A 19,383-nucleotide genomic window follows, 5' to 3' on the forward strand; every position below is an offset into this window, starting at 1 on the left:
AATCCGAAGCTTTTGCCGACTAAGCTCAGAGGGGTGCTCTTAGTGCCGGGTTTAAGGCGTATTTCAGCCGTTTTTTGACGAAAACCAGGCCGGAACCGGCCACGGCGGCATGCTCTTCACGGCACCCCCGACATGGATCTGTCCGGGCAGTCGGCAGGCGGGCGGGAAGTCGTCTGCACCTCTGAACCGGAACACGCTGTCATGGACCTGAGCATGGTCGCGGATCAATGGCCAGACGACGTCCCGCAGGAATTCCTGATCGTTCCACTTGTTACGGCTGTAGCCCATCGCCACACCGGCAAGCGCGCGGATATTCGGCAACACCCGTGTCACACCGCCCCACATCCCGGCCAAAATAACCTCCATGTGATACGGGTGATCGCGCATCACGTGAAACAGCCGGCCTGATTTGATCCAGTCGTCGACGGCCACCGCTTCCTGCATGTTGAGACGGGAATCCGCATCGCGGCAAATGAAGCGCTCGACCGTTGCGTCGTCGGATACCAGGAACCGCCACAACGGCTTCAATTCGACGATCTTCGGGTCGCGGATGATGTGGATTTCCGCCCCGAGACGGCGGAGTTCCTCGATCACCGGGGCAGGCACGCTGTCATCGCAATAAAACCGGCAGCGCCAGCTTGGATAGATGTGCGGTGCGATCTGGGCGTTGACGATGGCGCCGTGGGTATAGACCGGATCATCGCCCCACAGGCTGAAGGAAATGATGTTCTTCTCGCGCGCCAGCGGATCGAACGGCGCATCGCGGTGCGTAAGCTCGAGTCCCAGGTCCAGGCGGGCGAACTGTGCCGTCGCAAAGGCATCCTTCATCTCCAGCGCAACCGCCGCCGCCTTGACGCATTCGGCCTCGTTGCCGGCCTGAAAATGGGTGATCACGAGCGCGTTGCGGGTCGGGATATCGGTCGGGTTGAGGGCAATCGCCCGCTCCATGGCTTGAACCGATTCCTTGAATTGTTTCAAGCGTCTATGGGAAACGCCGAGGAGACTCCAGGCCAGCGCGTTGCGCCCGCCGGTGTCGGTCTGCAGATACCATTTGAACAGCGGCACGGCCTCGACATCGTGGCCCATTTCCTGCGTCACGACGGCCAGATGATAGCGTGCGCGGACGTAGGATTCGTCGGCCTTGAGCGCGCTGCGGAAGCTGATCTGCGCCTGTTCGCGCGCCCCTAGATCGCGCTGGCACATGCCCTGCAGCGTCCAGATATCGGCGCGTCCGGGCGCGGCCTCGAGGGTTTCCCGCAAAACCGCAAGCGCCTCGTTTTGCCGGCCGAGACGCCGGAGCGAAAGCGCCAGCACCAGCGACAGACTGATTTTATCTGCACAAGCCTGCATATTTTCCCGGGCAGCGGTGACCGCGTTAACGAATTCAGCGCGCTTATAGAGCGCATAAGCCGCTTTTACTTCCGGTTCCGGGGAGTCTGGTTCGAACGTGCGCTCGTTCATCGTCGGGGGCTGCTCCTTGCGCAGAACAAATTGCAATAACCAACGTGCGACCGCGATACTGACAGCCGTCCGCAAAATCGGCAATCGTGCCTTTTCAAAGCCGGCTCGCGTTCCCAAATACCGAATGCTACGGTGCGCATCTTCAATTTGGGGGAAGACAAAATGGTACGTGTTTTAGGACGCGCGAATTCGATCAACGTGCAGAAGGTCATGTGGATCGCTGCCGAGATCGGACTGGATGTCGAGCGGGTCGATGTCGGTGGTGCGTTCGGTGGCAACGACCAGGCGGATTATCTGGCGAAGAACCCGAACGGCCGCGTCCCCACCATCGAGGACGACGGCTTCATCCTTTGGGAGTCCAATACCATCGTCCGTTATCTGGCGGAAAAATACGGCTCCGCCCCCTGGAAGCCGGCGAAGATCGAAGATACCTTCCTCGCCCATCAGTGGATGGATTTCTATCTGACGACCCTGCACCCGGACATGACGGTGCTGTTCTGGACGCTGGTCCGCACCCCACCCGAGAAACGCGATGCCGCCGCCTTCGACAAGGCACTGGCGCAAGCCGCGAAGACATGGGCCATCGTCGATGCGCACCTTGCCGACAATCCGTTCATGACCGGCACCGCGCCGAGCATGGGCGACGTGCCGCTCGGCTGCGCGGCGTACCGCTGGCACAATCTCGATCTCGCGCGTCCCGACCTGCCGCATCTCAAGCGCTGGTATGAAAGTCTGGCGTCACGCCTCGCCTATCAGGAAAATGTCATGCTGCCCCTCACCTGATTGAGGTGGCATTCACTAACAGCGTTTCCATATACATAAAAATGCACATCGATTTGGGGGATATCACATGAGCGACAAGGTCTACGCCGACTTCACGCAGGACCAGCTGGACTGGCAATACAACAACCGCGAACGCGTGCCGGAACATCCCGACGTGCTCGCCGCCTTGATGGCGCGGGGCGAGAAATTCATCGCCAAAGCGCCGCACGCGTTCGACCTTGCGTTCGGCGACACCCCGGCCGAAGCCGTCGACGTCTATCCGGCGCACGAAAGCGACGAAGCGGCGCCGGTGCTGATCTTCTTTCACGGCGGCTACTGGTTTTCCCGCCACAAGAACGACTTCCGTTTCATCCCCGCCGGGTTCGCCCCCGCCGGCGCGATGGTCGTCGCCGTCAACTATGCGCTGATCCCCGACGTCGATATGGCCGAACTGGTGCGCCAGTGCCGCGCCTCGGTGAAGTGGACCTATGACAACGCCGCCGATCACGGCGGCGATCCGGAACGCATCTATATCTCCGGTCATTCCGCCGGCGGTCATGTGACCGGCATGATGTTCGCCACCGACTGGGATGAATGGGGCGTGCCGTCCGGCGCCATCAAGGGCGGCATGGCGCTGTCGGGTCTTTACGATCTGGAGCCGATCCGCCTCAATTACATGAACACGACACTCGGCTTCACCGAACAGACCGTCGCCGATTACAGCCCGAAGTATCTGAAGCCGACTGTCAGCGCGCCGCTGGTGTGCGCCGTCGGCGGTGCCGAGACGCCCGAGTTCCTGCGCCATAACAAGATGCTGGCGGGCCCGTGGGGCGACGCCGGTCTGACGGTCGAGGAAATCGTCGCACCGGGTCTCAACCACTTCACCATCCTCGGCGATTTCTCGACCGAAGGCTGTCAGCTCAATACCCGCATGCGCGAGCTGATGGGGCTCTGATGCCGACGCCCCCGATCGACAAATTCTCCGTCGACGTGTTCTGGTCGATGCGCAGCCCGTTTTGCTATCTCGCCCTCGACCGCCTGATCGAGATCGAACGCAATTTTCACTGCTTCATCAACATCCGCCCAGTGTGGCCGATTGCCGTGCGCACGCCCGGTTTCTTCAAAACCGTGAACCCGAAGTACCGGCGCTACCACACGCAGGATTGCACGCGTATGGCCGAATATCTGGGTATTCCGTTCCGCCGCCCGCCGGTCCCCGACCCGATCATCCAGGACGAGGCAACGATGGAGGTCGCCAGGGACCAGCCCTATATCCGCACCCTGACGCTACTGTGCGCGGCGGCGCAGGTGCGCGACGCCGGGTTGCCGTTTCTCGACGAAGTCATGCGTCTATTGTGGGATGGTTCGACCGACAACTGGCACCAGGGCGATCATCTTTTGAACGCCATGAACGCCGCCGGCCTCAACGGGCATGCGTTGATGGCGGATATCGAGGCCGATCCCGAACGCTTTGAGGCGGTCATCGCCGAGAACGAAGCCGCACAGGAAGCGTCCGATCACTGGGGCGTGCCGCTGATGGTCTATAATGGCGAAACCTTCTTCGGCGAAGATCGCGTCGATATTTTATTGTGGCGCATGCTCAAGGACGGGCTCGAAGAACGGGCCTGACGTTGTCGCTCCACCCCCTCACCTAACCTCTCCCCCTGCAAGGGGGAGAGGGACGAGAGCGGACCGTGCATCGATACGAGAGTCCCTCTCCTCCATTCATGGAGGAGAGGACAGGTGAGGAGGCCCTACCCCCCGATCTTCTCTGAGTCCGGCAGCATGGCGACCAGCACATTGGCGGCCCGGCTTTACCGCGCAGGCGGGAATCCTTAATTCACTTAAACCACAGAGGTACAGAGGTACAGAGGACGCGCCAAATTGCAGCACCTCTGTGTTCTCGGCGCCTCTGTGGTTCAATTGTGAAATGGTTTGACTGGCCCCCGCCTGCGTCGGCGGTACGCCTAGGATGAGGCGCCGCAAAAGGCAGAGCCCATAATTGCCCCCCCCTCTCGTACAAAATAGTCGAGTATGGCAATATCCTGGTGTCCGGTGGCCTTCCAATAGGCATTTACCGGCCCATATCATGATGGCGGACAGACCGTAGATCGAATACCAGCCAAAGGAGTCAGGCCGTGGCGGACGAGTTATACGATGTGCTTGGCGTCAAGAAGACCGCGACACAGGACGAGATAAAGAAGGCGCACCGCACCCGGGCGAAGAAGCATCACCCTGACCTCAACCCCGGCGACAAGGCGGCCGAGGAAACCTTCAAGAAAGTTCAGGCCGCCTACAACGTGCTGTCAGACGAAGAAAAACGCCGCCGCTACGATGCCGGCGAGATCGATGCCGAAGGCAACGAGACACAGCGCCAGTTCTACCGCGAATACGCCGATGCCGGTGGCGATCATCCATATGCATCGCGCGCCGGGTATGACGATCTGGACGACATCTTCGCCGACATCTTCCGCGCACAGCAACGCCAGGGCGGCGGAAAGGCCCACATCCGCATGCGTGGCGGCGACGTCGGATACCGGATGGAGGTATCCTTCCTCGAAGCCGTCAACGGCGCGAAAAAGCGTATCACCATGCCCGACGGCAAGTCGCTCGACATTACCATTCCGCCCGGTCACCGCGACGGTCAGATTCTCCGGCTCCGCGGCAAGGGAATGCCCGGCCTTGGCGGCGGCGAGCCCGGAGATGCGCATGTCGAGGTCCACGTCAAACCGCACCCGGACTTCGTCCGCCGTGACCGGGATATCCTTGTCGATCTGCCGGTCGCACTCAACGAGGCTGTCCTCGGTGCGAAGATGCCCGTGCCGACGGTCCGGGGCACGGTGATGATGACCATCCCGCCCGGCTCGAACAGTGGCGATATTCTGCGGCTCAAGGGCAAGGGTGTCGAGGCACATGGCAAGCATGCCGCCGGCGATCAGCTTGTGAAGCTCGTCGTCAAGCTGCCGAAAGAACCGGACGAAGCGCTCAAGGGCTTCCTTGAGGAATGGGCCAAGGACCACGGCTACGACCCACGCAAAGACGCGGAAGGATAACGCCATGATGCATGAACAGGAAATTCTCGAGCGCTACATGGACCTGCCGCGTGAAACGCTGCACATCTGGATCGAACAAGGCTGGGTCAAGCCCGAGCGTGGCCGGGAGGGTTACCGGTTCCGCGAAATCGACGTCGCCCGGGTCGGTCTGATCCATGAGTTTTCGACCGAGCTTGAACTGGGCGACGACGCAATGGAGGTGATCCTGCCGCTACTCGATCAGGTGCATGGCCTGCGCCGTCAGCTCCGCTGCCTCGCCGACGCCGTCAGCGCGCAGCCTGACGATGTGCGCCGGTCGATCGTCGAAGCTCTGGAAAAATCCGAGACGTGACGCGGCGGTCACCTCCCTCACTTTATCAATACCCCCTCGCCTAGCCTCTCCCCCTTAAAGGGGGAGAGGGATGAGAGCGATACGTGCCTTGATACGAGAGTCCCTCTCCTCCATTCATGGAGGAGAGGACAGGTGAGGAGGCTCTCCTACTCCTCGATCTTTTCCGCGTCCGGCAGCATGGCGACGAGCACGTTGGCCATGAGCATGGTCGCGGCCAGCAGATAGAACACCGCGCCGACGCCGTACAGATCGGCGATCCAGCCACCCAGCATCGGAATGATCAGCGACAGCCCCGACTGCACGCCGAACAGCGCGCTTGTCGCACTGCCGTGCATCGAGGGCGGCGTCAGGTCCATCATCCAGCTATGGATCACCGGGCGGATCGCGAACAGCACGAAGCCGAGCGCCGAAACCCCGGCGATGAACAGGTATTCGCTTTGCGCGATGGCGAGGAACGTGACGACCACGGTGGTCCCGGTGGCCGCCCCCAGCACCACCGGACGGCGGCCGATCCTGTCCGACCAGGCACCGGCAACCGGCCCGGCGAAGAAGCCGCCGAGCTGCATCGCGAACATGCCGACACCGGTCATGAACGGTCCGACCTTGAGCACGTTGGCGAGATAGATCGGTATGAACATCAGCAGACCGTTCTGCGTCATCGAGCGGAAGCCGGCCATCAGGCACAGGCCCATCGCCGCCTTGTCGGTGAACATCGCCTTGAGGCCGGTGAAGTATTCGCGGACCGTGATCTTGTTGGAAACCTGACCGTCGGCGTCCTTGTCCATGCGCGCGATCGACAACATGATCAGCGCCGCGACGACAATCACCGGCATGCTGCCCCAGAACGCCGTGTCGCGCCAACTGAGCGCCGCCAGCACCGCGCCGATACACAGCGGCGCCAGACTGTCGCCCAATGACGCGCCCAGCGTGTGGATCGACAGCACATAGCCGCGGTTCTTCGGATACATCCCCGACAGGAACGAAATCGCCGCCGGGTGCCACAGATTGTTGGTGCCGCCAATGACCATGACCAGCACGATCAGCACCACCAGCCCGCCCGCGAAACCGAACATCATCAGCGCCGCCGCGCCCGCCAGCAGCGAAACCGCCTGCACCAGCACGCGCCGCCCCAACACATCGACGACCATGCCCGACCCGAAGTTGGCGACGAACGATGAAGCGTGGAATGTCGAGACCAGCAAACCGGCCTCGGTATAGCTGAGGCCCAGTTCCTCGGTCAGATACGGCAGCACCAGATAGAACGTGGCGGCGATCCAGTGCGTCGCCCCGTGACCGAGCGAAACCACCCACGCCGGAATCTGTTCACGCACGCCCAGACCCGTCAGTCGTACAATCCGCTCGCCCATGTTTCCCCCGGTGTTGCCTGGTGAGTATTAACTGGCTCGTATTAACTCGCTGGGATTATATGCGGCGCAACGAATGTGACAAACGCAAAGGCACTGGTGAACGTGCCCGCTGTCTCGGTTTTCGCGTTATCGCCTCTTCATTATCCGTCGTCATTCCCGCGAAAGCGGGAACCCAGTCTTGGCGTCGATTAATCTAGGTCCCCGCTTTCGCGGGGATGACGATTTTTGAGATTCTCAAACAGTACCCCCCTTGCAGCACGCCGATCCGCGCGCGAGAATGAGGGCAAATCAACATACGATCACACAACCAAATCTGACTGAGGAGACTGCCATGCCGGATGCCGGTAACGATGCCCCCGTGAAACGCCTGATCGTCGAAAAGGACGGCGCCATCGGCCGCGTCAAGATGGACAACCAGACGCGCCGCAACGCCATGACGCTCGGCATGTGGCAGGATCTCGGCAAAGCCATCGAGGACTTCGCCGCTGACGACAACATCCGCGTCGTCATCGTCTCGGGCGAAGGCGGCAAGGCGTTCTGCGCCGGGGCCGATATTTCCGAGTTCGAGAAGAACCGCTCGTCCGAGGAAAGCGTGAAAATCTATAACGAGGCGGTCGAGCGCTCGTCCGACCTGCTGCGCACCATCGACAAGCCGACCATCGCCGCCATCGAAGGCTTCTGCGTCGGCGGCGGCGTCGGCATTGCGACGTGTTGCGACATGCGTATCGCCACCGACGACTCGATCATCGCCATTCCCGCCGCCAAGCTGGGTCTCGGCTACCGGGTCGACGGCCTGAAGCCGCTGGTCGACATCATCGGCCCGAGCTATTCGATGGAGTTGTTCTATACAGCGCGCAAATTCACCGCCGACGAAGCCGAGCGTATGAACTACTTCAACCGGGTCATCCCGCGCGGCGAATTCGATGCCTATATCGCCGATTATGCCGCCACCATCGCCGGCAACGCGCCGCTGACGATCAAGGCGGTCAAGGTTGTGGTCAAGGAATGCCTGAAGGACGACTCGGACCGCGATCACGCGCTTTGCGCATCCATCGTCGACGACTGCTTCAAGTCCGAGGACTATATCGAAGGCCGGCGCGCGTTCATGGAAAAGCGCAAAGCCGAATTCAAGGGCCGGTAATCCGGAACAAGTAAGGGAGCAATCATCATGGGAGACGTCGTCCTTACCCCGTTCGCCAAATTCTGCGCCGATGCCCGGACGCGCGATTTCGACGATGCGGTGTGGCACGCGGCCAAGCGCTGCGTGCTGGACTATTTCGGTGCGACCCTGCCCGGCGGCGCGGTGGCGCCGGCCAGCCTGCTGAAGGTCGCCTTCGCCGACATGCTGGGGCGCGGCGGGGCCAGGCTGTATCCCGGCGGCGAGGTGACCGATGCCCGGACGGCGGCGCTGATCAACGGCGCCGCCAGCCACACCGTCGAATTCGACGACATCTACCGTGACGGCATCTATCATCCCGGCGTGCCGGTGATCTCCGCCGCGCTGGCCATCGCCGAAGCAAGAGGGGTGTCGGGCGAGACGCTGCTGCGCGGCGTGATCGCGGGTTACGAGGTGTCTAACCGCATCGCCGAGACCGTCAATCCGGCGCACTATGCGTTCTGGCACACGACGGGCACCGTCGGCACCTTCGGCGCGGCGGCGGCGGCGTGCACGATCCTGGGCCTTGACGACGAACAATCGCTGAATGCGCTGGCCAATGCGGGGACGCTGGCGGCCGGACTGCAACAGGCGTTCCGCGGCGACGGCATGTCGAAGCCGATGCACGGCGGGCATGCGGCCGACACCGGCATCATGTGCGCACTTTCCGCCGGTGCCGGCGTGACCGGTATTCAGGACATGCTCGAAGGCGAACGCGGCTTCGGCAACGCCATGTGCGCAGGCGTCGACTGGTCGAAAGCGGCGGCAACGCTGGGCGACGACTTCACGATCCTGCGCATGACCGTCAAGAACCACGCCGCATGCGGACACGGCCACGCCGCCATCGATGGCGCGCTGCAACTGCAGAAAGATCACGGCTTCACCCCCGAGGACGTCCAGCGCATCGATGCCGGCACCTACGGCCCGGCGGTGGAGATCGTCGGGGCGCAGGAAACCACCTCGGCGTTCGAGGCCAAGTTCAGCCTGCCCTATTGCACCGCCGTCGCACTGTATGACGGCAGTTGCCGGATGAAGGCCTTCACCGACGAGCGCCGTGCCGATCCGAAGCTCCATGAACTCGCGAAAAAAGTGTTCGTGAGCAAGGACGACGACTGCGACGCCGCGTTCCCGAAACGCCGCTCGGCCAGGGTCAAGATCACGCTGACCGACGGCAGCGTGCATGAATTCTATGCGCCGACGCGCAAGGGCGACCCCGACTCTCCGCTGAGCGACGCCGAACTGTCGGAAAAATACCGCGAGCTGGCGGAACCGGAAATCGGCGCCGAACGCACGGCGGCACTCGAAGCCGCGGTCTGGTCGCTGGAAAAGCTGGCGAGTGTCAGTGATCTGTATCCGGCCGGACGGGCGGCTGCGGAATGAGCGGGCCGAAACTGGGCTTCATCGGTTTCGGTGAAGCGGGATCGAACATCGCCGCCGGGCTGCTCGAACAGGGCCTTTCCGATATCACCGCCTATGCGCTGGAATGCCGTCATGTCGACGGTGTCACGGAATATCCGGATGCGGCGGGCGCCATTGCCGGACGCGATATCGTGTTTTCCGCCGTCACCGCCTCGGTCGCGCTCGAGGTCGCGGAAATGTGCGTGCCGTTGCTCGCGCCCGGACAGATCTATATCGACATCAACTCGGTCTCGCCGGGCACCAAGAAAAAGATCGCCGACGTCATCAACGGCGCGGGCGGACGTTTCGTCGAATGCTCGGTCATGGGCTCGGTACCGGGACCGCGCCACACGGTGCCGATGCTGCTGTGCGGCGAAGCGGTGCCGGACGTGATCACGCAGCTCATCCCGTTCGCCATGAACATGACCGACCTCGGCCCCGACTACGGCCGCGCCGCGGCGACGAAAATGTTCAGATCGGTAATGATCAAGGGGCTCGAGGCGCTGTTGCAGGAATGCGTGCTGGGCGCCGACAAGTACGGCGCCGCCGAACAGGTGCTGGAGTCCGTCGGCGAAGGCTATCCCGGCATCGACTGGGTCGAGCTGGCGCACCACATGCTGGGCCGCACCGCCGTGCACGGTACGCGCCGCGCCGCCGAGATGGATCAGGTGGCGGAAACGCTCCGCGAACTGGGCATCGAGCCGATGATGGCGTCATCCGCCGCGAAGCGCATCCGCTGGGCCGCCGATCACGGCCTGAAGGAGAAATTCGGCACCGAAGGCCCGAAGAGCTTCCACGAGGTGCTGGCGATCATCGGCAAGGACTGAGAGTCTCCTCTCCCTCCCACTCACTTCGTTCGCGGGCCCCTCCCTCTCCCAAGGGAGAGGGACAGGGAAAGGGGTTGCTTACTCCCCGACCTTCGCCGCCACCGCATCGCCGAACGACGACGTCGAACCCTTACCGCCGAGGTCCGGTGTGTGCGCCGTTTCGTCGGCAAGGGTTGCTTCGACCGCGCCCTGAAACGCCGCCGCCGCTTCGATCAGATTGTTGGCATTGGTGCGGCTGCCCATCCAGTCCATGAGCATGGCAACCGAGACCATCAGTGCCGACGGGTTGGCCTTGCCCTGCCCGGCGATATCGGGCGCCGAGCCGTGTGCGGCCTGCGCGATCGCCACGTTGTCACCGGCATTGATCGAGCCGCCGAGGCCGAGACCGCCGCAAAGTTCCGCGCATTCGTCGGACAGGATATCGCCGTACATGTTGGTCGTCACCAGCACGTCGAAGTCGGCCGGGCGGCGGATCAGGTGCGCCGTCGCGGCGTCGATGATCAGTTCCTCGACCTCGATATCGGGCCAGGCTTCGGCTTCGGCCATGACCTCGTGCAGGAACAGCCCGTCCGTCACCTTGAGCACGTTTGCCTTGTGCACCACCGTCACCTTCTTGCGGCGCCGCGCCGCCATCTCAAACGCCTGCTTGGCGATGCGACGCGATCCCTGCCGGGTGATCTTGCGGACCGAAAGCGCCACGTCTTCGGTCGGCATGAACTCGCCGCTCCCTAAGAACATGTTGCGGTCGGCATAAAAGCCTTCGGTGTTTTCACGCACCACGACCATGTCCATGTGCGCCGCCATCGACGGCACGCCTTGATACGTTTTCGACGGACGGATGTTGGCGTACAGATCGAGCTCCTTGCGCATGGTCCCGGACGGATTGACGCCGCCCTGGTCGCGCGGCGGATAGGCATAGCTGTCAACGGGGCCGAGGATCGTGCCGTCGGCTTCCTTGCATTCCTCGACCACGTCGTCGGGCAGCGTGGAGCCGCGCGTCGCCAGCGACGCCAGGCCGATTTCGCGGGTCTGCAGGTCGAAGCCGAGGCCGTATTTATCGTCGAGCGCGCGCACAACCTTCAGCGTCGCATCCATAATTTCCGGACCGATGCCGTCGCCCGGCAGAACCATGATCTTCATGCTGTTTCTTTCCTTCGTATGACTATCCTATTGTCACCCTGAACTCGATTCAGGGTCCATGACCTCATGGATCCCAAATCAAGTTTGGGATGATGTTGGTGACGGTGCCCACGTAAGAGCTTGTTACGCGAACACCTTGAAGTCGGTCGTGCCGTCGCGCTCGATCTGGGCGACGAGGTTCACTTCCCAGCTCAGGTACTGCTTCATCGCCCCTTCCTGCGCATCGTCCATGTCGTAGGGCCGATACCAGACGTCGACACTTTCATCGAGATTGTTCTCGAATCCGTCCGTCAGCGGCAGGCCGGCAGCCTTCCAGGCGTCCGTCCCGCCTTGCAGCACCAACACCTCCCGTTCGATGCCGGCGGCGATCAGGTCGGCGGCGGCGAAGGCGGCGATGATTCCGTCCTTCGACGTCAACGCAATCGGCCGGTCGTTCGAGAGCGGAGCCAGATTTTCCGGCATGTTGGCGCGGATCGCAAAGTGCGAACCCGGAATGTGATTGTTCCGGTGCGCCAGTGAATTGCCGAGATCGACGACATGCGTCTGGATCATGCGCGCGGCGAGCGCCACAGCATCGATCACCGGCACATCCGGCACATCCGGCATCGCCGGGACGTGCGCCCCGCTTTCCGACATATCCAGCGCGCCGGGTTCCAGCACGCAGGCGTCCCAGCCGATCTGCACCAGCCACGACGCGGTCATGGTGGCGCGCACTGCGTTGTCATCGACGCAGACGATCCGCGCTCCCAACGTGCCGACGTAGCGGTCCGTTGCCTGCACCAGTTGCCCGCCCGGCGCCGGGCGCGACCCCGGCACATGCGCGGCTGTAAATTCTTCCGGATCGCGGACATCGAGAACATAAGTCGTCCGGCCCGCATCGTTCTGCCATTCCGCCAACGTCACCGCGTCGATTATCTTGACGCCGAAGCGTTCACGCACGTGGTCGGCGCACGCCTGCGCACGCGCCAAGCCATCCGGCGTAAGTTCGCCGTACTTGCGCGTATTGCCGTATTCCAGATCGAAACCCGCCAGATGCCAGCCCATGGTGCCGTTTTCCAGCGCCACGACCTTGTTCGGAATCCCGGCGTTCCTGAGCGACTGGCAGCCGATGATCGAGCGGGTCCGCCCGGCGCAATTGACGACGACAGTGGTTTCCGGGTCCGGCGCGATATCGTGCACGCGAAGCGCAAGTTCCGCGCCCGGCACGTCGACGCCCAGCGGAATGTTCATGGCGTGGTATTCGCTCATCGGGCGGGAATCGAGCACCACCATGTCGGTGCCATCGTCCATCATGCGCTTCAGTTCGGTGGCCGGAATGCGCGGTGTGTCATAGGTGTGCTCGACAAACTCGCCGAACGCCTTGGACGGGACGTTAACACCGGAAAACACTTCGAACCCCGCCGCTTCCCAGCCTTTGACACCGTCGATCAGATACGAAAGATCGCTGTAGCCCATGAGCGTCATTTTCGCCGCTGCGCGCGAGACGATGCCGTCGTCCGATGCATCATAGCCGCACAGCACGACCGGGGTACTCAGACGCGGCACACGGTCGAGAATTTCGATCTCCAGCGTTGTTAGCGGCACTGAATTGGCCCACAACAGATGAGCATCGCCGAACGTGCCGCCGGGGCGGACATCGATCACGGCAACTTCGGTTTCATCGCGGTTCAGAATAAGTGTACGGACCTGTTCGGCAGTCAGCGCCTTGGCGTTCGTGGCAGTCATTTTCAGTGGGTTCCTCCAGATATAGCCACGGATGGTCGCCAGTGCCCACGCCGCTGTCAACTCCCGGTCCTCTTGTGTCTCGGTTTTAGTTGCATATATCATTATTAACTAGAACTTGCTTTTTTACATAGTTAGAGGACAATTGAGCCATGAAACGCATGTTTATGTTGCTTTCTGCATTTACGGCGTTGTTCGCGGTTTCGACGTCGCCCGTTCAGGCCGCACCGCAAATCCTCGCCGTAATGGCATCACTTGGCCCGCAGCAGATGGACTGCAGCGGCGCTATATGTACGACGTCTCTCAGCAGCTACTGCCTGCAGCGTGAACGCGGCGTACCGTCGACCGGCCAGGCCTACCTGCCGGCGGCCGACGATCAATTCAGCCTTGTCGTCGTCGCCGAAGACGGTACCGAGAAATCAGTTCCCGCGACGGAGCATGTCACATTCCGCACTGTCCGCGGCTATTCGTCGGTTAACGCCGTGATCGGCAAGGACGCGCTGGCCAAACTGGGCGGTGTATCGGCGAAGTTCGTCGCCGCTAGCCGCGCGGTACTGGTGCCCGCCCCCGAAGCGGGCGACCCGAACCCGATTACCGAGCAGGAAATGGCCTTTGCTTCGCAGTCACTGCGCCAGCACGGCAGCGAAGTCGTCGATGCCCAGCCCGATGCCGAGGCGGCTTCGGTGATCAACCGCATGGCCGCGACAATCGTCCCGCGCCAGGCCGTGAATCCGGAAAGCCTTGAGCAACTGTGGCGCGATGTCATCAAGGGCCTGGGTCCGGCGCATCCGGCGAATTCCGAAGGTATCCGCCGCGCCCGTGACATTTACGACTGGTGCCAGACGCGTTCGTCATATCATTCCATGGGCGGCATCAAGAGTTGCCTGGAATTCAGGCATGACGGCGAGATCATGAAGTTGAATACCGACTATTGGGAGAGCCAGCCCGGCTATTAAGACAGACGCACGTCCGGTGCTGGCCTCATCCGTTAACATTGGAGGAGGTCACACGCTATGAGACGACAATTTCTGTTTGCCGCCGCCGTGGCAGTTGGTTTCTCGTTCATTTCCCACAAGGCCGGCGCCGCGCCGCAGATTCTTGCGGCCCTGCCGCTCGAAAGCGGTATTGATCTAACCTGCACAGAGGGCATCTGCGTCGCCGAACTGTCGACGTATTGCCTGCAACGCGAACGCCCCTCGCCGTCGATGGGGACGGCCTATGTGCCGGCACGGCCAGAACATTTCACGCTGGTTCTCGCCGATGACAAGGGCGTAGAAGTGCGTGTCCCTGCCGGAGATCACATGACCTTCATGGAACACCGCGGGTTCATGTCCGTTGCCGCGTCCATCGAACTGGGCCGCATGAAAGCGCTCGGCGCCAGCACGGCGAAGCTCGTCGTCTGGCAGCAGGCATCGCTGATCCCGGTCCCGGAAGCCAACGACCCCAATCCGCTGACGGCGGATGAAATCGCTTTCGTTACCGATTCGCTCCGCGCGCATGGCGAAGGATATGTCGACCGCACCCCGAAGGCGGCGACGGCGCAACTGCTGGCCAAGCTGAATGCGGCCCTGCCTGCCGACGGCCCGATTACGGCCAAGAACTTTGACGGCATGTGGCAGAGCGCGATTGGCGACGAACTGCCGCTGAACGCCGCGCACCCGGGCCTGAACGGCGCCCGTGATGCGTTCAATGACTGCATCGACGGCAAAAGCACATACCGGCTGAGCGGCCTCAAACGCTGTATCGACTATCAGCATGACGACCTGCTGCGGAACCTGAATATCGACTACTGGCAGAACCAGCCGGGTAGCTGATCCGCCTCATCTCCCTCACCTGTCCCTCCCCCATATTGTGGGAGAGGGACCCTGAAAAAAACTGCGACCCCATCCCTCTCCCCCTTTCAGGGGGAGAGGTTAGGTGAGGGGGTGTTCATAGCGTCTGGCACCCCGCCATCCGGTCCGCTAAACTGACCGCAAGGCCAATCAAGCCGAAGCAATACTGGGAGGATCTGGGTGCAATGATCGCATCACCGAACGATACCGTGCGGCTCGATATCTCGGGCGGCATCGCCACCATCACCATCAATCGCCCCGACAGCCTGAACGCCATCAACGACGATGTGGTGACGGCGCTGATCGACATCACCGGCGCTTTGCGCAAAGCCAAGGATGTCCGCTGTGTGGTCCTGACAGGGGCCGGCGATCACTTCATGGCCGGCGGTGACGTCAAACGCTTCAAAAGCAAGTTCGAGGAATTTACCGACAACGACGACGAAGCCCGCGCCTGGTTTACGTCTATTCTCAGCCGCATCCACATCATCGTCGATAACATGTACAACCTGCCGATGCCGGTCATCTGTGCGGTCAAGGGGGCCGTCGCCGGTGCGGGCTTCAGCCTGATGCTCGGCTGCGATCTGGTGATCGCCCAGGAAGGCGGCGTCTTCACCCTCGCCTACTGTCACCTCGGCACCAGCCCGGACGGCGGCTCGACATGGCATCTGCCACGCACGCTGGGCATGAAGCGGGCCATGGAAATCGCGCTGCTGGGCGACCGCTTCGGCCCTGAGAAGGCACTGGAATGGGGCCTGATCAACCGTGTCGTGGCGGAAGCGGACTTCGAGGCCGAGGTCGGCAAGCTGGCAGGGCGCCTCGCCGCCGGACCGACGTATGCCTATGCGAAAACCAAGCGGCTTTTGCTGGAAAGTTCCGACAACGACATGGATACGCAATTGGGTTTTGAGACCGAAAGCTTCGTGTCGTGCGCCATGAGCCAGGATTTTCGCAAGGGCGTCACCGCCTTCGTCGACAAGCAAAAGCCTGACTTCACCGGCGAATAAAGGGAGATATTCATGATTATCGATTGCCACGGACACTTTACGACTCTGCCGCCGCAACATCAGAAATGGCGGGACGCGCAGCTCGCTGGCGATCCTGCGCTCGACCCCGACGGCCCGAAAGTCAGCGACGATGAAATCCGCGAGGCGATTGAGGGAAATCAGTTGCGCCTGCAAAAGGAACGCGGCACCGATCTCACTATATTTTCGCCCCGCGCCGGCAGCATGGGCCACCACCTGGGTGACGAAAGAATCAGTATCGCGTGGAGCCGAATCTGCAATGATCAAATCCGCCGCGTCTGCGACCTGTTCCCGGAAAACTTCGCGCCGGTCTGCCAACTGCCGCAATCGCCGGGCGTCTCGCCCACGAACGCCGTTCCCGAGTTGAAACGGTGCGTCGAGGAAATGGGCTTCATCGGCTGCAACCTGAATCCGGATCCCAGCGGTGGTATGTGGACCGATCCGCCGCTGACAGACCCATGGTGGTTCGGCATGTACGAAGCGCTCTGCGAGCTTGACGTGCCGGCGATGATCCACGTCAGCAGCTCGTGCAATCCGAACTTCCATTTCACCGGCGCACACTACATCAACGCCGATACGAGCGCGTTTATGCAGATACTGGAATCGGACCTGTTCGAACGCTTTCCGGCGCTGAAGATCATCATCCCCCACGGCGGCGGCGCCGTCCCGTATCACTGGGGCCGCTACCGCGGACTGGCCATCGATATGGACAAACCGGAACCGGCGCAGTTAATGGAAAACAACCTCTATTTCGATACCTGCGTCTACCATCAGCCGGGCATCAACCTGCTGACGGGGGTCGTACCGGTCGACAATGTGCTGTTCGCCTCCGAGATGGTCGGCGCCGTGCGCAGCATCGACCCCGATACCGGCCAGTATTTTGACGACACACGGCGCTACATCGAAGCAAGCCCGATGCTGTCGGACGACGACCGCGAGAAAATTTTCCACAAAAACGCACGCCGCGTCTTTAAGCGGCTCAAAGTCCCCGGCGAATAAGCTGCGGCAATATGGGAGCACAAGCATGACTTTAGGATTTCGCATCAAACGCAACTGGGAGCGGGTCTCCGCCGGTCTGACCGAACAGTTCAAACCGCTGCCCGTCGCCAACGTCAGCGATTCCATGGGACGGATGGATGCGGGCGGTCCGGCATTGCGTCCCTACCACCGTGACGGCGTGATGGCGGGCCCCGCCTTCACCGTACGCACCCGGCCGGGTGACAACCTTTTGCTGCACAAGGCCCTGGACGCCGCCGCACCGGGCGACATCATCGTCTGCGATTCCGGCGGCGATCCGACCAACTCGATGATCGGCGAGATGATGGTCACGCACGCAATGGTGCGCGGTGTCGCCGGCTTCGTCATCAACGGTTCGGTCCGCGATCGCGACGAGCTGTTGGAAATCAACCTGCCGATCTACGCGCTCGGCGCCACGCATCGCGGTCCGTACAAGGACGGTCCCGGCGAGATCGGCTTTCCGATTTCCTTATCCGGGATGGTCATCAATCCGGGGGATCTGATCCTCGGCGACGGCGACGGTGTTCTCTGCGTGCCCCGCGAACACGCGCAGAGCGTGCTGGAAGCGGCAAAGGCAAAACAGAAGGCGGAAGTCGCACAGCTCAAGCAGATCAAGGAAGGAACGGTCGACCGCAGTTGGGTCGACGAGGCTCTTGCCGCCAAAGGCTGCGAATATGTCGATTGAACGGCACCACCACCTTCGTTGATAAACAAAACCCGACTTTAGGCGCAAGGGAGAGTATTCGAATGAGCGACAAACCGCTTAACGGCAAAACCGCACTGGTCACGGGATCGGCGCGCAATATCGGCCGCGCCATCGCGCACAGGCTGGCGCACGCCGGCGCAAACATCGTCGTCAACGCTGTCTCCGATACCAACGCCGCCGAAACGGTCGCCCAGGAAATAAGAGACATCGGTCAAAAGGCAATTGTCTGCATGGCTGACGTCACGGACAAAGCCGCCGTGGACGCCATGGCCGCACGCGCCAAGGACGAATTGGGCGGCGTCGATATCCTGGTGCTCAATGCCTCGTCACGTGCGCAGGTCCCGTTTCTGGAGATTACCCAGGAACAGTGGCGGCGCGTGATCGATATCTCTCTCGACGGGGCGTTTCATGGTTCGCAAGCCTGCATCCCGCATATGCTGGAGAAAGGCTGGGGGCGGATCGTGACATTGGGCGGCGTTGCGTGGCACATGGGCACCAGTTCACGGGTTCACAGCCTGGTCTCGAAATCCGGGCTTGCCGGCTTCACCCGCGGCCTCGCCGTCGAGTTCGGCGAGCACGGCATCACCGTCAACTGCGTCTCGCCCGGGTTCATCGACACCGAGCGGCCGGCATCTGCGGGCGCGCTTCCGCCGATCAAAGTCAATGCCCCGATCGCACGCAAGGGCACCACCGACGAGGTCGCGAGCATGGTGCACTACCTGTGCCTGCCGGAGAGCGCGTACGTGACCGGTCAGATCATGCACGTCAACGGCGGTATGTATATGGGCGGCAGTTGATGGGGGAGAAGCCGCTTTCCGGTCAGGTCGCCGTCGTCACGGGCTCAGCCAAGAACATCGGCCGCGAGACGGCACTGATGCTGGCCGCCGACGGGGCATCGCTCGTCATCAACGGCAAGACGGACGAAGCGGCGGCAATGGCCACGGTAGCGGAAATCGAGACCGAGGGCGGGCGCGCCATCCATCACATGGCCGACATCGCCGATCCGGCGCAGGCGGAAGGATTGATTTCCGCCGCCGTCGACGCCTTCGGCCGGCTCGATATCCTGGTGCTCAATGCGGGTATCCGCCGTCAGCATTCACTTATCGACATCCCGCTTTCCGAATGGCGCGAGGTCATGACCATGGACCTTGAAGCGCCGTTCGTGCTGGCCAAGGCAGCCATTCCGCACATGCTGGAAAACGGCCACGGGCGGATCGTTGCGCTGGGCGGGAGCAGCGCGCATACCGCACCGCCGGGCCGCGCCCACGTGGGCGCTGCGAAGATGGGGCTGTTGTCGCTGACCCGGTCCATCGCCAGCGAATTCGGTGCGCGCGGCATCACCGCCAATATGGTGGCGCCCGGCCATATCGATACGGTGCGCGGCACGTCCGCCGGCAAGCGCTCGACGTCGGGCGCCGGACGGCCGATCGAGCGTTTGGGAACGACCGGCGAAATCGCCGCCATGATCCGCCATCTGTGCCGCCCGGAAGGCGCGTATATCACCGCGCAATGCCTGCACGTCGACGGCGGCATTTACATGGGCGGTGCTTAGGCCCTCTCCTTCGTGACGGCCTGACGGCCATAGCTAT

Annotated in this window: 19 protein-coding genes; 15 read left to right on the forward strand and 4 right to left on the reverse strand. The window is 62.2% G+C overall.

What is annotated here, in order from left to right:
- Positions 1–63: 63 nt before the first annotated feature.
- Positions 64–1,461: a tetratricopeptide repeat protein gene (locus L2D14_13085; protein WNJ98799.1), complete on the reverse strand. Its 1,398-nt coding sequence runs from the start codon at positions 1,459–1,461 to the stop codon at positions 64–66.
- A 162-nt stretch (positions 1,462–1,623) separates the two neighbouring features.
- On the opposite strand from L2D14_13085, the gene L2D14_13090 reads away from it, so the two are divergent.
- The 5 genes from L2D14_13090 to L2D14_13110 all read left to right on the forward strand — a co-directional run bounded on the left by L2D14_13090 (position 1,624) and on the right by L2D14_13110 (position 5,607).
- Complete coding sequence (locus tag L2D14_13090) at positions 1,624–2,244, forward strand: glutathione S-transferase family protein (protein WNJ98800.1); 621 nt, start codon at positions 1,624–1,626, stop codon at positions 2,242–2,244.
- 67 nt (positions 2,245–2,311) lie between these two features.
- Positions 2,312–3,178, forward strand: coding sequence for an alpha/beta hydrolase (locus L2D14_13095; protein ID WNJ98801.1), 867 nt, complete (start codon positions 2,312–2,314; stop codon positions 3,176–3,178).
- Positions 3,178–3,852 carry a DsbA family protein gene (locus L2D14_13100; protein ID WNJ98802.1) on the forward strand — a complete coding sequence of 225 codons (675 nt, stop codon included), beginning with the start codon at positions 3,178–3,180 and terminating at the stop codon, positions 3,850–3,852. Before L2D14_13095 ends, L2D14_13100 begins: the two co-directional genes overlap by 1 nt.
- 509 nt (positions 3,853–4,361) lie before the next feature.
- Complete coding sequence (locus L2D14_13105; protein WNJ98803.1) at positions 4,362–5,276, forward strand: DnaJ C-terminal domain-containing protein; 915 nt, start codon at positions 4,362–4,364, stop codon at positions 5,274–5,276.
- Between the two features lie 4 nt (positions 5,277–5,280).
- Positions 5,281–5,607 carry a chaperone modulator CbpM gene (locus L2D14_13110; GenBank protein WNJ98804.1) on the forward strand — a complete coding sequence of 109 codons (327 nt, stop codon included), beginning with the start codon at positions 5,281–5,283 and terminating at the stop codon, positions 5,605–5,607.
- A gap of 146 nt (positions 5,608–5,753) precedes the next feature.
- Here the strand turns inward: L2D14_13110 and L2D14_13115 are convergent, their stop codons facing one another.
- Positions 5,754–6,974 (reverse strand): MFS transporter, encoded by a 1,221-nt coding sequence (locus L2D14_13115; GenBank protein ID WNJ98805.1) that lies wholly within the window; start codon positions 6,972–6,974, stop codon positions 5,754–5,756.
- Between the two features lie 331 nt (positions 6,975–7,305).
- On the opposite strand from L2D14_13115, the gene L2D14_13120 reads away from it, so the two are divergent.
- Genes L2D14_13120 through L2D14_13130 form a run of 3 tightly spaced genes read left to right on the forward strand, consistent with a single transcriptional unit; the run spans position 7,306 to position 10,355 of the window.
- Positions 7,306–8,115, forward strand: a complete 810-nt coding sequence (locus L2D14_13120; protein WNJ98806.1) for an enoyl-CoA hydratase — start codon at positions 7,306–7,308, stop codon at positions 8,113–8,115.
- Positions 8,116–8,142: 27 nt separating this feature from the next.
- Positions 8,143–9,510, forward strand: a complete 1,368-nt coding sequence (locus L2D14_13125; GenBank protein WNJ98807.1) for an MmgE/PrpD family protein — start codon at positions 8,143–8,145, stop codon at positions 9,508–9,510.
- Positions 9,507–10,355, forward strand: coding sequence for a DUF1932 domain-containing protein (locus tag L2D14_13130; GenBank protein ID WNJ98808.1), 849 nt, complete (start codon positions 9,507–9,509; stop codon positions 10,353–10,355). Before L2D14_13125 ends, L2D14_13130 begins: the two co-directional genes overlap by 4 nt.
- 78 nt (positions 10,356–10,433) lie before the next feature.
- Here L2D14_13130 and L2D14_13135 read toward each other — a convergent pair whose 3' ends face one another.
- Positions 10,434–11,495: an isocitrate/isopropylmalate dehydrogenase family protein gene (locus tag L2D14_13135; protein WNJ98809.1), complete on the reverse strand. Its 1,062-nt coding sequence runs from the start codon at positions 11,493–11,495 to the stop codon at positions 10,434–10,436.
- 123 nt (positions 11,496–11,618) lie between these two features.
- Positions 11,619–13,220, reverse strand: a complete 1,602-nt coding sequence (locus L2D14_13140; GenBank protein ID WNJ98810.1) for a rhodanese-like domain-containing protein — start codon at positions 13,218–13,220, stop codon at positions 11,619–11,621.
- 149 nt (positions 13,221–13,369) lie between these two features.
- Here L2D14_13140 and L2D14_13145 point away from each other — a divergent pair, with 149 nt between their 5' ends.
- The 7 genes from L2D14_13145 (at position 13,370) to L2D14_13175 (ending at position 19,346) form a co-directional block, all read left to right on the forward strand.
- The gene (locus tag L2D14_13145; GenBank protein WNJ98811.1) at positions 13,370–14,173 is read left to right on the forward strand and encodes a hypothetical protein; all 804 of its coding nucleotides are present in this window, start codon (positions 13,370–13,372) and stop codon (positions 14,171–14,173) included.
- A 57-nt stretch (positions 14,174–14,230) separates the two neighbouring features.
- The gene (locus tag L2D14_13150; protein WNJ98812.1) at positions 14,231–15,031 is read left to right on the forward strand and encodes a hypothetical protein; all 801 of its coding nucleotides are present in this window, start codon (positions 14,231–14,233) and stop codon (positions 15,029–15,031) included.
- 203 nt (positions 15,032–15,234) lie between these two features.
- The gene (locus L2D14_13155) at positions 15,235–16,053 is read left to right on the forward strand and encodes an enoyl-CoA hydratase (GenBank protein ID WNJ98813.1); all 819 of its coding nucleotides are present in this window, start codon (positions 15,235–15,237) and stop codon (positions 16,051–16,053) included.
- Between the two features lie 12 nt (positions 16,054–16,065).
- Positions 16,066–17,070, forward strand: a complete 1,005-nt coding sequence (locus tag L2D14_13160) for an amidohydrolase family protein (protein WNJ98814.1) — start codon at positions 16,066–16,068, stop codon at positions 17,068–17,070.
- 25 nt (positions 17,071–17,095) lie between these two features.
- A complete protein-coding gene (locus L2D14_13165; GenBank protein ID WNJ98815.1) occupies positions 17,096–17,773 on the forward strand; it encodes an RraA family protein in 678 nt (225 codons plus the stop codon).
- Positions 17,774–17,835: 62 nt separating this feature from the next.
- The gene (locus L2D14_13170; GenBank protein ID WNJ98816.1) at positions 17,836–18,591 is read left to right on the forward strand and encodes an SDR family oxidoreductase; all 756 of its coding nucleotides are present in this window, start codon (positions 17,836–17,838) and stop codon (positions 18,589–18,591) included.
- Positions 18,591–19,346, forward strand: a complete 756-nt coding sequence (locus L2D14_13175) for an SDR family oxidoreductase (GenBank protein WNJ98817.1) — start codon at positions 18,591–18,593, stop codon at positions 19,344–19,346. The genes L2D14_13170 and L2D14_13175 overlap by 1 nt, the downstream gene beginning before the upstream one ends.
- The last annotated feature ends 37 nt before the right edge of the window (positions 19,347–19,383 follow it).

This window comes from Thalassospiraceae bacterium LMO-JJ14, from assembly GCA_021555105.2.
Classification (GTDB): Bacteria; Pseudomonadota; Alphaproteobacteria; order Rhodospirillales; family Casp-alpha2; genus UBA4479.